A 14,895-nucleotide genomic window follows, 5' to 3' on the forward strand; every position below is an offset into this window, starting at 1 on the left:
TTTTCGTCTGTATTCTTCGCTGCATCTGTTAATACATACCCTCGAAAAAGGAGGCTGAAACAACGGGGTCAATGCTTTCTCCCCCTGATGGTGACATTGGGTGTCTGCTGCTTTGTCTGTCTTTTTTCTTTCGCAGCATCATTTTGCGGGTTGTCCCGAAATTCTTCAGCGCAGGTTTGTTTGAGCCTGTGCGCCGGTGTATGGTAAGTGGCGCCGATATTCAGCATACCGCTCAGCTCTTCTATACTCAGATTTTCAAAATCAATATTGTATTCAACCTTGTCCACTTTGACGTGCTCAATATGGACATATGTTTTTTCCCCTTCCACCGTCTGCGGCTCAAAATGACACTTATCCTGAAGCTCATCAAGCTGTTGTTCCACTTTCTTAAGCCGGTCTAATTCTTCTTCACACACTTTTTTGAAAATCTCTTTCATTATTTTTTTCAAAGAAAATCACTTCTTTCCCCGTCACTCTTGGAAAGTTCTATGCGCCCCGCATTGCGAATATATAAACATGATATACAAAAAGGAGGCGAATCATGATGTTTTTTCCATCCGTTATCAATTTTGAGTATATAAAAATGAACGGAATCAGCGGCGGAGCAGCTTTTAACACCGGCTCTTCCGTTATGGTGAGAAACACAGCAGCCAATAAAAGAAATGAAGGGTACGGTGAACAAAACGGTGATTGCACCGTTGTCGTCATCCCTATCACGAGTATCGATGATTCAGATCTGATAGATGGCACAGCAAACAAGATCAGCCTTCGATAATGATCTGGCTTGCATCCCCCAGATGTTTAGCAATCGATATATATAAAATCCCGTCTTTGAATACCGCCTGCATTCCCTTCGTTCCCTGAGCGGAATGCGGAAGGTCGAGTTTTTTTTCAAAATCGCCGTATTTTCCGGTCTTCTGTTTAAAATCCTGTTCATTAAAAAAGGATTTTCTCGTGCCTTTTACGACGATATATTCTCCGTAGGACAGCAGCTGAACATCTTGTTTCCGGTAGCCGGGCAGATACAGTAAAAATTGGAGCTCATCATGGGTTTCCACAATATCTATAAGAGGAAAAGCATCCTCATTTCTTCTCATTTGCCCATCTCCCTGTTGAAAGGGAAAATGAGAATGGCCGTTTTGAAATGATTTCAGTTGTTCATCATCAAAAACGTTTTTCCAAAAGTCGCCCCCGGACATGTTTTGCGCCATTTCCATCCATTGCTTCATCTTATCGAAATCCATTTTTATCGCCCCCTGTCTAAGCATACGGTCATAACAGCCGGCATACACCTGTATTAAAGGAGGTTTGCCTGTGGTTCAACCAACTCCATATATCAATATTAATATTTTCATGTTGAAAATTAATTCCTTTGAAAATGCTTCAGCGGTGAATGTCGGACAAAATTTACTGGCGGAATGGCAGAATTCTGATAAAAAGAATCAGGGATACGGACAGAACTTCGGAGATGCAAGCGGCTTCATCGGCACGAACGGCAAAGTGGATGACCGGGATCAAATTGATTCTCCATCTGCCTTTGAGTCTGCATGCGATAAAATCCCTGCCGGAAAAGGAGGCCCATTATGATGTTTTCGCCGGTTTTGGTAAATGTAGGAGGCTTTAAAGTAAATGCAGTCGACCGCGGTTCTTCCATTACGATCGGCCCGTATCAGCAAATCGATTATTTTTTATCCAATAAGATCAACTACGGATTCGGTGAAGAAAATGGTGATTTGGCGCCGATTTATATCCCCATCAGTTCTATTGCTGATCCGGATCTCATTGATTCGAACTCCGGAAAAACAAGCATTATATAATAAAAAGGCCATCCGCATGCATTCGGATGGCTTTTATGTGATATTTAACTGCATAAGTATTTTGTTAAGATGGCTTGAACCTCAGTCAAGTCCGTTTCTTTTGCAAATTCCAATTCGAAAGTTTTTCCCCTTGTCATTAATACAAGCCCGGTATCTGGATCAAACATCCCCGCTTCTTGAATGGCGAAGCTTTCAATTGTTTTATATGGAAGAAATACGCGCACTTTCTTTTTGGAGAACATTTTATTATCAAAGAAAATCACTCGTTTATTCGTAAAGCATATTTGGTCAACCCGCAGTTTATAAATCGTTTCGATCCGTTCTCCCTCAACGAGCAAAGCCTCCAGCTTTTTTGTGTCGGTTGATCTGCTGACAGAAAAAATTCCCAATGAAGAACCCCACTTTCTGCTTCTATACTATTGTTTTATTACAATCATAAAAAAATAAGTTCTTTATCCCTATATAAGAATACGACATAGACGGCATTTAAACCATTACGAACAGATTACATTTTTAGAACGTTCATCAAAAAAGCCCTTCGCGAAAGGTGCCGCTGTTATGAAGTAATACGGTTCAACGGAAGAAAAGGTTTCAAGAAAACGGTATTTTTTTCGAAAAGTCAGTTTTTTATTTTCGCCATAAAAAACCGCGGCTTCTCCAATGCCGCGGTTTCAACAAAACATCAACGATCCGTATCTTCAATCGTTCCTTCTTTATAGGTATCTGAAATTTGTTCCATCGTCGTGTCGGTGCCTTCTTCAGGTTGCACTTGCTGAAGCTGAACTGATGTTTTATTTTGTTTGTCTTGCTCTGTTTTTTTCATTTTGCAGCCACCTTTTATATGTAGTCTTTTTTAGTATGGCTCAGGCAAAATGAATTCATTCAGCTTTAAACTTCTTCAAAATACTCTTTGTAGAAGCCTCCGACTTTGTTTGTATTGTCTACAACAAAAATGAATTCTTCTGTTTCATTTTTGACTTCATACTCTTTACCCGGCGTCAGCACATTTTTGACAATGTATTTTTTCGCATCTGTATGTACGCATTTGACCTTTTTGACGCTTTCTTTTGTCTGCCAATTATTATGAATCATTTATAAAACTCCTTTTCTTAATCGATAAGCTTATTGTAGCCGTTTTTTCTTGTGAATTGCAATAACGGTTATCAATTGATTTTACCGGGGCTGTTATTATAAAATGACTGTATGCGCTTACTTTGCGCGGACATCAAGATGCTCAAAACAGACCATAAAAAAATTTCGGGAGGTTTGTTACGAATGAGTTCTTTAACGATGCAGATCACAAAAAGGCTGGAAACATTTTTACAGGGCACGAAGAAACTTTATATTGACGGAAAATTTGTTCCGAGCGCTTCAGGATCAACATTTGTCACACCGAATCCGGCAACCGGAGAAACGCTGATGACGCTTTACGAGGCACAGACAGAAGACATTGACAGTGCAGTGAAAGCGGCACGCAAAGCCTTTGATCACGGCGAATGGCGCACTATGCCGGCCGCTTCCAGAAGCAGGCTGATGTATAAGCTTGCCGATTTAATGGAAGAGCACAAAACGGAACTCGCGCAGCTTGAAACACTTGATAACGGAAAACCGATTAATGAAACGACGAATGGGGATATCCCGCTCGCAATTGAGCATATGCGTTATTATGCCGGGTGGTCTACAAAGATAACCGGACAAACGATTCCGGTCGCCGGCTCATATTTTAATTACACCCGCCATGAGCCTGTCGGCGTCGTGGGGCAGATCATCCCTTGGAACTTCCCGCTCCTTATGGCGATGTGGAAAATGGGCGCCGCTCTTGCCACAGGCTGCACAATCGTTTTGAAACCGGCGGAGCAGACACCGCTGACCGCCCTCTATTTAGCGGAATTAATAGATCAGGCGGGCTTCCCTGACGGCGTCATCAATATTGTCCCAGGGTTCGGCGAGACGGCCGGGGAAGCGCTGACCAACCATGACGATGTCGATAAACTCGCTTTTACCGGTTCTACAGAAATCGGCAAAAAAATCATGGAAAAAGCCGCAAAAAAAATTAAACGCGTGACACTGGAGCTTGGCGGAAAGTCACCTAACATCATTTTACCTGACGCCAATTTGAAGAAAGCCATTCCCGGCGCTTTAAACGGGGTCATGTTTAATCAGGGGCAGGTATGCTGCGCAGGCTCCCGCGTCTTCATTCACAAAGACAAATATGATGAGGTCGTCAGCGAAATGGTTTCATATGCGAAATCGCTTCAGCAAGGCGCCGGCCTTCACCAAGATACACAAATCGGCCCGCTCGTCAGTCAGGAACAGCATGAGCGCGTGCTTTCATATATTGAAAAAGGAAAAGCGGAAGGAGCCAAAGCTGTCGCGGGCGGCAGCTGCCCGTTTGAAGAAGGGTATTTTGTCTCCCCGACTGTATTTGCGGATGTGGATGACAACATGACCATCGCAAAAGAAGAAATTTTCGGCCCTGTTTTAGCCGCCATTCCGTATGATACGGTAGATGAAGTCATCGAGCGGGCGAACCGCTCGGAATACGGCCTTGCAGCCGGACTTTGGACTGAGAATGTGAAAAACGCCCATTACATTGCTGACCGTCTCCAAGCCGGCACCATTTGGGTCAACTGCTACAATGTTTTCGATGCGGCATCTCCTTTCGGCGGCTATAAGCAATCCGGCCTCGGGCGGGAAATGGGCTCTTACGCGCTGGATAATTATACAGAAGTGAAAAGCGTCTGGATCAATCTGGAAGATTAATCAAACAAGAAACTGCTGCCTGTCAGCAGTTTCTTTCTTTTGTCATGCCGCCTTTTACATATGAATATATATGCTTCTGAAGGAGTTGAGCGAGTGTGAGCACAATTCATGAAAACGTCAGAAGCCGCCAAAAGAAAACCATCTCTCTATTAAGAGAAACGCAAAATGCGGACGGCTCATGGTCATTTTGTTTTGAAGGACCGATTTTGACAAACGCCTTTCTGATCCTCCTCCTCACTTCTCTTGGAGACAATGATAAAGAACTGATCGCTGAGCTTGCAGAAGGCATTCGCGCTAAACAGCGCCCGGACGGAACTTTTGCCAACTATCCTGATGACCGGAAAGGAAATGTGACCGCCACTGTACAGGGCTATGCCGGCTTGCTGGCTTCCGGTTTATATAGCCGTTCTGAGGCGCATATGATTCAGGCCGAACGCTTTATCATCTCAAATGGCGGCTTGCGCAACGTACACTTCATGACAAAGTGGATGCTTGCGGCAAACGGCCTTTATCCATGGCCCGCGCTGCATCTGCCATTATCTTTCTTAGTCATTCCCCCATCCTTCCCGCTGCATTTTTACCAGTTCAGTACATACGCCCGTATTCATTTTGTACCGATGGCCGTGACGCTTAACAAAAGATTTTCGCTGAAAAATCCCAACGTTCCGTCTCTCGCGCATTTAGATCGGCATATGACTAAAAATCCGTTTACATGGCTTCGTTCCGATCAGGACGAGAACAGAGACCTCTCTTCTCTTTTCGCGCACTGGAAGCGGCTTTTGCAGATTCCTGCCGCTTTTCACCAGCTCGGTCTGCGTACGGCCAAAACGTATATGCTTGACCGGATCGAAGAAGACGGCACATTATACAGCTATGCGAGCGCCACTATTTTTATGGTGTACGGCCTGCTCGCTCTCGGTGTATCGCGCCACTCCCTCGTTATCAGAAAAGCACTTGCCGGCACGAAAGCTTTGCTCACGTCTTGCGGCGATTTACCGTACCTGGAAAACTCAACGTCGACCGTTTGGGATACGGCGCTTCTCAACTATGCGCTTATGAAAAGCGGCATCTCAGATAACGATCAGATGATAACCAGCGCCGCCCGGTTTCTGCGTGAACGGCAGCAGACGAAAGTCGCTGATTGGGCCGTTCACAACCCGCATGCTGAACCGGGAGGATGGGGTTTTTCAAACATCAATACAAATAATCCTGATTGTGATGACACAGCCGCAGTGCTCAAAGCCATTCCGCGAAAACTTTATCCCGCCTCATGGGAACGCGGACTGAGCTGGCTTTTGTCCATGCAAAACAGTGACGGCGGCTTCTCTGCTTTTGAGAAAAATGTCAATCATCCGCTGGTCCGCCTGCTGCCGCTGGAATCGGCTGAGGAAGCTGCCATCGATCCTTCAACAAGCGACTTAACCGGACGGGTGCTGCACTGTTTAGGAGAAGCGGGGCTTTCTTCTGATCACCCTCAGATTGAAAAGGCCGTCCAATGGCTGATCCGCCATCAAGAAGAGGACGGATCGTGGTACGGCAGATGGGGTGTCTGCTATATTTACGGCACATGGGCAGCGCTGACAGGGATGAAGGCTTGCGGCGTGAGCCAAAACCACCCGGCCGTGAAAAAAGCGATCCGCTGGCTGAAGTCCATTCAAAACGAGGACGGAAGCTGGGGAGAATCCTGTAAAAGCGCAGAAGTCAAAACCTATGTTCCGCTTTCTTACGGGACGCTTGTACAGACGGCTTGGGCGGCCGAAGCTTTGCTGCAATACGAAAAAACTCATCATCAAGCCGTCACAAAAGGCATATCTTTTCTTATTGAAAACCGGCATTACGAAGGAGCCGCTTTCAGCTATCCGACCGGAATCGGCCTGCCGAAGCAGTTTTACATCAGGTATCACAGCTACCCGTATGTGTTTTCTTTGCTTGCGCTCAGCACTTTTATGAAAATGAGTGAAAAGGAGGAAGAAAAATGAAACGGCACGCTTATCAAACCGAAATGCTGAATTGGTGTGAAACCTTGAAGGAACAAGTTATTCAGCAAGGTCGGTTCGATCGCTTCGCGGCACAAATCGACCGGATTTTTCACACCCTTCAGGATGATGGATTAACGGAGGCCGAATGGTACGAACAGGCATCGGCACTTTACCGGGACATTACTGAACCCGAAGAGCCGGATGAGCGCAGAGCTTATGTGCCGATCGGCAAGCATGTCCTCCCTAAACTGCCTTACAGTTATTCCGCACTGGAACCGTATATTTCAAGAGAGATTATGAAACTTCACCATACAAAACACCATCAGAGCTATGTTGACGGTCTGAATAAAGCAGAACTGGAGCTCAAAAAAGCGAGACAGACGAAACAGTACGACTTAGTGGCACACTGGGGGCGACAATTGGCGTTTCACGGCGCGGGCCATTATTTGCACAGTATTTTCTGGTTTTCGATGAATCCAAACGGAAAAAGACGGCCGACGGGTGCACTCTTTCAAATGATTGATGTGTCATTCGGAAGCTACTCCGCTTTTAAAGAGCAATTTTCTCAAGCGGCGAAAAAAGTCGAAGGAGTCGGCTGGGCTATCCTAGTCTGGGCGCCGCGCGCCGGGCGGCTGGAGATTTTGGCCGCTGAGAAGCATCAGCTCTACAGCCAGTGGGACGTCATTCCTTTGCTTCCGCTGGATGTGTGGGAACACGCTTATTACTTACAATATAAAAACGACCGAGCGGCTTACGTGGATCAATGGTGGAATGTCGTTGATTGGCGGGAGGCGGAGAAACGGTTCGAGCAAGCGCACCGCGTGATATGGCCGCTTTATTAAAAAAGCCCCCGTCTTGAACGGGGGCCTGTTTCTTTTGGTTTAAAAAATACCAAGCACGTGCAGAAAAACGATAATAATGGCAACAGGAGCCACATAACGGATTAATAGGAGCCAGACTGCAAACCATTTTCGTTTTATACCGGAACCGCTTTTCAGTTCGTCAAACAGCATCTGTTTCGGGATTTTCAACGGTACGAAAACGGCAATTAAAAGCGCGCCCAGCGGCATTAAGACATTGCTGACCAGAAAATCCGCAGCGTCAAAAATACTGCGGTGAAAAATAGAAACATCACTCAAAATTCCGTACGACAGCGCCGAAGGGACCCCGACAATAAATATAGCAAGTCCCCCGATCCATGCATACCGCTTCCGTTTTGCCGAATCGCCTTTTGACAAAACAGCAACTAAAATTTCAAGCATTGAAAAAGCCGATGTCAGCGTCGCAAATAAAAACAGCAGCAAAAAGGCGAGTAAAAACACGATGCCCAACGGCATTTGGTTAAAGACGGTCGGCAGCACGTTAAATAAAAGCTGCGGGCCTTGATCCGGCTTCAGGCCGAATGCAAACACCGCCGGAAAAATCGCCACTCCCGCCATCACAGCAACAAGGACATTTAATACCGTCACCGATACGGCGGATTGAACAATATTTTCTTCTTTTTCTAAATATGCGCTGTATGTAACCATTACGGACACTCCGACGCTTAACGAGAAAAATGATTGTCCCATCGCATATAAAATGGTATTGGCATCCATCGCGCCAAAATCAGGCATAAAAAAGAATTTTAATCCTTTTGCTGCATCATGCAGTGTTACGGAGCGGATCATTAAGAGAATAAACAGAATAAACAGAGCCGGCATCAGCACCTGGCTCACTTTTTCAATGCCGCTGCTCACCCCTTTTGCCACAACTAAAATCGTCAGCACGATAAACAGCAGCTGGCCGAAAACGGCTGCATAAGGATTTGAAATGGTATCGATAAATAACGTATCAAACCCCGAAGAAAGCGATAAGCCGCCTGTAAAGCCTTTTATAATGTAGATTAATATCCATCCCCCCACTACGCTGTAGAAGGATAATAGAATAAAACACGTAATGATTCCGAGATATCCGATCCAGTGCCACTTTTTCCCCGGCGCGAGCGCCTTATAGGATTCAACGGCGTTTTTTTGTGTTTTTCTGCCGATAATAAATTCAGCAAGCAAAAGCGGCAGTCCGATTAAAACAGTAAATAAAATAAAAACAAGCAGAAAAGCGCCGCCTCCGCTGGTTCCCGCTACGTAAGGGAACTTCCATATTGCGCCGAGCCCGATTGCAGAGCCGGCCGTAGCTAAAATAAATCCCAGCTTAGATGACCATTGATTAGCTTCTTTCACTTCAGCACTCCCAATTCATTTCAGTATAAAAATCAATTGTAAGAATATATGTCTGAATAGTCAAGAAGATGTTAGTTTACATAATAATTTTATTGAAAACTTATATTTAATATTGAATTATTCAGAACATTATTTATAATGGAATACAGAAAAGTCAGTCATATTTTCTGACTGATTTAATGTAAAAGGAGCTGTGTTTATGGAATGGCTGAAAAAAATAAGCGGGTTTGCGGGCCAAACCTTTGGCTTGTGGGTTATCGTCTTTGCCGGTTTAGGATTCGCCTGCCCTGATTTGTTTTCTTGGATCAGTTCTTATATGACGATTTTCCTTGGTATTATTATGTTTGGGATGGGGCTTACTCTTCAAGCAGACGATTTTAAAGAATTAATCAGAAAGCCTTGGCATGTCGTGATCGGAGTCGCTTGCCAGTTTACGATTATGCCGCTTACGGCTTTCTGTTTATCAATCGGGCTCCGCCTCCCCGCAGAAATCGCCGCGGGCGTCATTCTGGTCGGATGCTGTCCGGGCGGTACGGCATCAAACGTCATGACGTTTTTGGCGAAAGGCAATACGGCGCTTTCTGTTGCGGTCACCACGATCTCAACATTGCTTGCTCCTATTGTAACGCCGGCACTTATTATGCTGTTTGCGAAAGAGTGGCTCCCCGTTTCTTTCGGCTCACTGTTTGTTTCCATTATGCAAGCCGTGCTTTTGCCGATCGTCCTCGGGGTGATTGTGAAGCTGTTCTTCAAAAAACAGGTCGGACAAGCCGTGCACGCGCTTCCTCTCGTGTCGGTAATCGGCATCGTAGCGATTGTATCCTCTGTCGTCAGCGTAAATCGTGAGCATCTGCTTCAATCAGGACTGCTGATTGTGTCTGTCGTCATCTTACATAACGGAATCGGATATTTGTTAGGATTCCTGACTGCAAAGCTGTTCAAAATGGATTATGCTTCACAAAAAGCGATTGCGATCGAAGTCGGAATGCAAAACTCCGGACTGGGCGCAGCGCTTGCGACAGCGCATTTCTCCCCTTTGTCAGCCGTGCCGAGCGCAATTTTCAGCATATGGCACAATCTGTCGGGGTCTGTTCTTGCCACCTACTGGTCTAAGAAAAAAGAGAAAAACAGCGCCGAAGAAGAAACGGCAAAGATTCCGTTTTCATAACTGAACAAGGATAGGCTGCCGCCGCTCCTATCCTTGTTTATTCTGCAGATCACGAAACAGGCGCAAAAGCGCTTTTTTTACATCCCCCTGAAATAAACCTCCATGATAACAAATCAATTGGCGGATATCGTAATCGAGCAGCCGCTGCACAGAACGGACCGCATCATCCATATGTAACGTATAGCCGGGATTAGCAAGGTTCAGCTTTCCGTCTTCAATGACGACCGCATCACCTGTGACCATTGTTTTTTCGGCAGGCAGATAGAGACTGATATGGCCGGGTGTATGACCAGGCGTGGCTACAATCCGAATGCCTCCGCACCAAGGCAGCAGCTCACCGTCAGTAACTGTCCGGTGAACTGGGGCCGATTCGACTGATTGAAGCGAGCGGATGAACTGTTTTGCATAAGGCTTTGCATCCTCTGGCAATGAACTAAACGTTGATTCAGCCTGCTCAAGCCGTAAAGATTTTTTAGAGCCGTCAATATACGGCGCTTCACGCTCATGTACTGTCACGCTGATATCCGGGTGCAAACGGTGTAATGCAGCGAGTGAGCCGATATGATCTATATCGTGATGCGTTACAATGATTTTTGTCAATGAATGAAGCGACATTCCATGCCGGGCAGCAGCGTGTTGAAGATGGTTTGTAAAACCGGGATATCCGCAGTCTATTAATATCGTGTCATGTTCGTCTTGCAGAAGAACCGGAGTGATTGAATGCAATTCTTCATTATATTCAAATTCGATCTCAAGCGGATAACAGCTTTTCATATAAATTCTCCCCTTCGCTCAATAAAAAAAGCACACTGCTTGTAAGGGCAGTGTACTTTTTGTCTGTCTCAAATTATCCTTCCAGCAGCAGCTGTTCCGGATCTTCAAGCAGGTTTTTAATGGTGACAAGGAACCCGACCGCTTCTTTACCATCTACAATTCTGTGATCATATGATAAAGCGATGTACATCATCGGACGGTTTTCAGAGCGCTCCGCATCAATTGCTACTGGGCGCAGCTGAATTTTGTGCATACCTAAGATCCCAACCTGAGGGCTGTTTAGGATCGGTGTTGACATAAGCGATCCGAATGTACCTCCGTTTGTGATCGTGAAGGAGCCTCCTTGCAGCTCACCTAATGTTAATTTATTGTTTCGCGCTTTCTTCGCAAGTTCGCCGATCTCTCTTTCAATGCCGGCAAACGTCAGGCGGTCAGCGTCACGCACGACTGGGACGACAAGCCCTTCTTCAGCCGCGACAGCGATACCGATGTCATAGAATTTTTTCACGATCAGCTCATCGCCTTGAATTTCAGCGTTAAGGAGCGGGAATTTTTTCAATGCAGCCACGACGGCTTTTGTAAAGAACGACATGAAACCGAGTTTTACATCGTTTTGCTCAAGGAATTGGTCTTTACGGCGTTTTCTTAGATTCATAACGGCCGTCATGTCAACTTCGTTAAATGTAGTCAGCATCGCAGAAGTCTGCTGCACTTCAACCAATCGTTTCGCGATCGTCTGTCTGCGGCGGGACATTTTTTGCACTTCGACAGGTTTGTCAAAGCTTTGCTGTGTTTTTTGAGCCTGCTGTTTCGGCTGTGCCGCAGGTTTTGAAGCCGGTTTTTCATAAGCTTCCACATCTTGTTTGCGCACGCGGCCAAGCGGGTCCCCCGTCGGAATTTGTGATAGATCAATTCCTTTTTCCCTTGCCAGCTTGCGTGCAGCCGGAGACGCTACCGTTCTGGATTTCGCTTCTGATTGTGCTTCCTGGCTGACTTCTTGTGCAGCAGGTTCAGCTTTTGCTTCCTCTTTCGTTTGTTCATTGGCTTGAGCACTTTCTGAAGGGGCGGGTGCAGAACTTTCGCCAGCGCCTTCTGTAATGGTACCGATAATTTCTCCTACTTGGACGGTATCACCCGAATCTTTCAATACCTCTTTTAGAACACCCGATTCTTCTGCTGTCAATTCAACATTTACTTTGTCCGTCTCCAGTTCAAGCAAGTACTCACCCTGTTCTACATAATCACCGGGCTGCTTTAACCATTGGGCTATCGTTCCTTCTGAGATTGATTCTGCTAATTCAGGTACCTTAATTTCCGCCATTTTTACATTTCCCCCTTAGTTTTTGCGAGTCAAGCTATCAGATACAATGCGTTCCTGTTCTTTTTTGTGGACTGTCGGATCTCCTTCTGCGGGACTGGATCGTCTTCTTCGGCCGATGTATTGGACATTTACTCCTTTTGGCGCAATTTCCGTCAGATACGGGCTGATATAACTCCATGCCCCCATGTTCTGCGGCTCTTCCTGTACCCAAACGATCTCTTGCAGGTTCGGCAGTTTGGCGAAAAGCTCCTTCGTATCTTTTGCCGGGAACGGATACAGCTGTTCGATTCTGGCAATATGAAGCCAATCTTTATCGCCTTCCATTTTGTTGAAGTGATCGCTGATATCAATTGACACTTTTCCGCTTGATAATACGACGCGAGTCACTTTTTCGTAAGCATGGGAAAGACCGGACTGCTCATAGACAGGCTTGAATCGGCTTTCGCTCAGTTCCTGCACTTCAGATACCGTATTCGGGTTGCGCAGCAGGCTCTTCGGCGTCATGATCACAAGCGGGCGGATTTCCTCACGAAGCAGCATTTTCGCTTGTCTTCTTAAAATGTGGAAATACTGAGCCGCACTTGTCAGGTTGGCCACCGTCCAGTTGTTTTCCGCCGCCAGCTGCAGGAACCGCTCGACGCGGCCGCTGGAGTGTTCAGGGCCCTGCCCTTCGTAACCGTGAGGCAGCAGCATGACCAGCCCTGATTTTTGTCCCCATTTTGCCCGTCCTGCAGATATGAATTGATCAAAATAGACTTGAGCCGCATTGGCAAAGTCTCCGTACTGCGCCTCCCACAACACAAGCGTTTCAGGCGAATACACGTTGTATCCATATTCAAAGCCGAGAACCGATCCTTCAGAGAGCGGGCTGTTATGCACCGTAAATGAAGAAGCGCAGTCGTCTAAGTGATGGAGAGCAACAAATTCTTCTCCTGTTTCGCTGTCATGCAGCACAAGGTTTCTTTGAGCGAACGTTCCGCGCTCTGAATCCTGTCCGGTCAGCCGGATCGGCGTGCCGTCTTTCAAAATGGAAGCAAACGCAAGCGATTCAGCCAATGACCATTCAACTTTACGGTCATCATCAAACGCTTTTGCACGTCTTTCCAGGATTCTTTTCAGCTTGCCGAACACGTTAAAGGATTCCGGCCAGTTGATAAGTTCGCCGTTCAGCTTGCGGAGAACATCAAAATCAATGGCTGTGTCAACGTCTGGAAAACCGTTGGACACCGGCTCCGGCAATTCAATTTCCCGTACGGCGTCTTCTTTTTTGGCGGGCACCTTTTTATAGGCGTCTTCAATTCGTTTTGTCACTGCCATTTCGATGTTTTGCGCTTTTTCCTCGCTGATCAGTCCTTCACTTACGAGTTTTTCCGCAAAGATCCGCTTGACAGTCGGGTGTTTTCTGACGGCATCATACAGCATCGGCTGTGTCGTTGACGGCTCATCCATTTCATTGTGGCCGTATCGTCTGTACCCGATTAAATCGATTAAGAAATCTTTATTGAACCGCTTCCGGTATTCAACCGCAAATTTAACGGCTGACAGGCATGCTTCCGGATCATCCGCGTTGACGTGAACGATCGGAATTTCATAGCCCTTCGCCAAATCACTGGCATATTTCGTAGATCGTGATTCATCGCTTTCAGTGGTAAAGCCGATCATATTATTGGCGATGATATGAATGGCCCCGCCGACCTGATAGCCTTTCAGAGAGCTTAAGTTCAGCGTCTCGGCGACAATGCCTTCTCCCGGGAACGCTGCGTCACCGTGAATTAAAATGGCGAGCGATTTTGTTTCATCTTGAACCGGGTACCCCTTTTGCGTTCTTGTTTCCTGTGCCGCCCGCGTGCTTCCTTCAACAATCGGATTGATGAATTCCAAGTGGCTCGGGTTATTTGCAAGCGTAATCCGCGCGCTTTTGGTTTCAGCATCCTGAAGCTGTCTGTCTGCACCGAGGTGATATTTGACATCGCCCGTCCAGCCGTAGCTGATGCCGGTCGATCCTTCAGACGGCACAAGGTCTTTATTCGGCGCGTGCTGGAATTCTGAGAAAATAATTTCATACGGTTTGCCGAGCACATGCGCAAGCACATTTAAACGGCCTCTGTGCGCCATCCCGATATTGACATTGGTTGTGCCCGCTTTCACAGACTGGGCGATAATGTCGTCAAGAACCGGCACAAGCGCGTCTAACCCCTCAATTGAGAAACGCTTCTGACCGACGAATGTCCGGTGTAAAAATTGTTCAAATCCTTCTACTTCCGTCAGTCTTTCTAAAACGGCTGACAGTTTTTCCGGTGAATTTTTCCGGAACAGTTCTCCGGATTCGACCATTTTTGTAATCCATGCGCGCTCTTCGAAATCATGCACATGGTCAAACTCGAAGGAGATGGTTCTTTTATAGGTATTGCGTAAATGCTGGATGGCTTCTAAGCCGTTTGTTATATTGGCAGGTGCGTCCTTACAGATGACAGACGCGGGTATTGCTTTCATTTCTTCTTCTGTAAGCCCGTACTCGGATAACGGAAAGAGCTCGCTCTTTTTCGGATCCTTTCTGAGCGGATTGACGGAAGCGTTCAGATGGCCATAGGTTCGAATATCTTCTGCAAGTTTAACTGCTGCTGCGATCTTTTGAATCAGATCTGCGGTGACGCGTCCCTGTTCCTTTGTTCCCGATGCCTCTTTTATTTGGCTTGGCGGAGCGCCTAGTTCGTCAAACATGTCTTTCAGATCCGGATCAATGCTGCCTGGATCTTCAGCATATTGGTCGTACAGCTCCAGTGCGTAGCCGAGGTTCGGTCCGTAAAAATCTTCCCAATTCATTCTTTGTTTCATATTATTTTGAAACATTTGA

16 protein-coding genes are annotated in these 14,895 nt (G+C 46.4%); 7 read left to right on the top strand and 9 right to left on the bottom strand.

Features of this window, described 5'->3' with window-relative positions:
• Positions 1-68 precede the first annotated feature (68 nt).
• Complete coding sequence (gerPC, locus tag NYE68_RS11330) at positions 69-449, bottom strand: spore germination protein GerPC (protein ID WP_039254893.1); 381 nt, start codon at positions 447-449, stop codon at positions 69-71.
• A gap of 92 nt (positions 450-541) precedes the next feature.
• On the opposite strand from gerPC, the gene NYE68_RS11335 reads away from it, so the two are divergent.
• The gene (locus tag NYE68_RS11335; protein ID WP_033574658.1) at positions 542-775 is read left to right on the top strand and encodes a hypothetical protein; all 234 of its coding nucleotides are present in this window, start codon (positions 542-544) and stop codon (positions 773-775) included.
• Here NYE68_RS11335 and NYE68_RS11340 read toward each other — a convergent pair.
• Positions 762-1,244, bottom strand: coding sequence for an Hsp20/alpha crystallin family protein (locus NYE68_RS11340; protein WP_003153787.1), 483 nt, complete (start codon positions 1,242-1,244; stop codon positions 762-764). The two genes, NYE68_RS11335 and NYE68_RS11340, sit on opposite strands and share 14 nt — an antisense overlap.
• Before the next feature lie 70 nt (positions 1,245-1,314).
• On the opposite strand from NYE68_RS11340, the gene NYE68_RS11345 reads away from it, so the two are divergent.
• Both NYE68_RS11345 and NYE68_RS11350 read left to right on the top strand, forming a co-directional pair.
• The gene (locus tag NYE68_RS11345) at positions 1,315-1,587 is read left to right on the top strand and encodes a hypothetical protein (RefSeq protein ID WP_014418114.1); all 273 of its coding nucleotides are present in this window, start codon (positions 1,315-1,317) and stop codon (positions 1,585-1,587) included.
• A complete protein-coding gene (locus tag NYE68_RS11350) occupies positions 1,584-1,817 on the top strand; it encodes a hypothetical protein (RefSeq protein ID WP_003153785.1) in 234 nt (77 codons plus the stop codon). The genes NYE68_RS11345 and NYE68_RS11350 overlap by 4 nt, the downstream gene beginning before the upstream one ends.
• Positions 1,818-1,861: 44 nt before the next feature.
• Here the strand turns inward: NYE68_RS11350 and NYE68_RS11355 are convergent, their stop codons facing one another.
• From NYE68_RS11355 to NYE68_RS11365, 3 genes are all read right to left on the bottom strand, one after another.
• Positions 1,862-2,206: a PH domain-containing protein gene (locus NYE68_RS11355; RefSeq protein WP_003153783.1), complete on the bottom strand. Its 345-nt coding sequence runs from the start codon at positions 2,204-2,206 to the stop codon at positions 1,862-1,864.
• Positions 2,207-2,499: 293 nt separating this feature from the next.
• Positions 2,500-2,640, bottom strand: a complete 141-nt coding sequence (locus NYE68_RS11360; RefSeq protein WP_152600982.1) for a DUF4025 domain-containing protein — start codon at positions 2,638-2,640, stop codon at positions 2,500-2,502.
• A gap of 65 nt (positions 2,641-2,705) precedes the next feature.
• Positions 2,706-2,909 carry a DUF6501 family protein gene (locus tag NYE68_RS11365; protein ID WP_007407979.1) on the bottom strand — a complete coding sequence of 68 codons (204 nt, stop codon included), beginning with the start codon at positions 2,907-2,909 and terminating at the stop codon, positions 2,706-2,708.
• Between the two features lie 183 nt (positions 2,910-3,092).
• Between NYE68_RS11365 and NYE68_RS11370 the strand changes: the two genes are divergently transcribed.
• From NYE68_RS11370 to NYE68_RS11380, 3 genes are all read left to right on the top strand, one after another.
• The gene (locus NYE68_RS11370; protein ID WP_324636892.1) at positions 3,093-4,580 is read left to right on the top strand and encodes an aldehyde dehydrogenase family protein; all 1,488 of its coding nucleotides are present in this window, start codon (positions 3,093-3,095) and stop codon (positions 4,578-4,580) included.
• Between the two features lie 95 nt (positions 4,581-4,675).
• Positions 4,676-6,559 (top strand): prenyltransferase/squalene oxidase repeat-containing protein, encoded by a 1,884-nt coding sequence (locus NYE68_RS11375; RefSeq protein ID WP_015417627.1) that lies wholly within the window; start codon positions 4,676-4,678, stop codon positions 6,557-6,559.
• Positions 6,556-7,401, top strand: a complete 846-nt coding sequence (locus tag NYE68_RS11380) for a superoxide dismutase (protein WP_007407976.1) — start codon at positions 6,556-6,558, stop codon at positions 7,399-7,401. Before NYE68_RS11375 ends, NYE68_RS11380 begins: the two co-directional genes overlap by 4 nt.
• Before the next feature lie 39 nt (positions 7,402-7,440).
• Here the strand turns inward: NYE68_RS11380 and NYE68_RS11385 are convergent, their stop codons facing one another.
• The gene (locus tag NYE68_RS11385; protein WP_007407975.1) at positions 7,441-8,778 is read right to left on the bottom strand and encodes a sodium-dependent transporter; all 1,338 of its coding nucleotides are present in this window, start codon (positions 8,776-8,778) and stop codon (positions 7,441-7,443) included.
• 199 nt (positions 8,779-8,977) lie between these two features.
• Between NYE68_RS11385 and NYE68_RS11390 the strand changes: the two genes are divergently transcribed.
• Positions 8,978-9,946, top strand: coding sequence for a bile acid:sodium symporter family protein (locus NYE68_RS11390; protein WP_088460994.1), 969 nt, complete (start codon positions 8,978-8,980; stop codon positions 9,944-9,946).
• Between the two features lie 27 nt (positions 9,947-9,973).
• On the opposite strand, the gene NYE68_RS11395 is transcribed toward NYE68_RS11390, so the two are convergent.
• The 3 genes from NYE68_RS11395 to sucA form a co-directional block, all read right to left on the bottom strand.
• The gene (locus tag NYE68_RS11395) at positions 9,974-10,720 is read right to left on the bottom strand and encodes an MBL fold metallo-hydrolase (RefSeq protein ID WP_064107644.1); all 747 of its coding nucleotides are present in this window, start codon (positions 10,718-10,720) and stop codon (positions 9,974-9,976) included.
• Positions 10,721-10,793: 73 nt separating this feature from the next.
• Entirely contained in the window at positions 10,794-12,041 is a 1,248-nt protein-coding gene (odhB, locus tag NYE68_RS11400; RefSeq protein ID WP_064107643.1) for a 2-oxoglutarate dehydrogenase complex dihydrolipoyllysine-residue succinyltransferase, read from the bottom strand.
• A 15-nt stretch (positions 12,042-12,056) separates the two neighbouring features.
• Positions 12,057-14,891: a 2-oxoglutarate dehydrogenase E1 component gene (gene sucA / locus NYE68_RS11405; RefSeq protein ID WP_064107642.1), complete on the bottom strand. Its 2,835-nt coding sequence runs from the start codon at positions 14,889-14,891 to the stop codon at positions 12,057-12,059.
• Positions 14,892-14,895 lie beyond the last annotated feature (4 nt).

Origin of the sequence: Bacillus sp. FSL R5-0447, from assembly GCF_038606125.1 — a bacterium.
Taxonomy (GTDB): Bacteria; Bacillota; Bacilli; order Bacillales; family Bacillaceae; genus Bacillus; species Bacillus velezensis.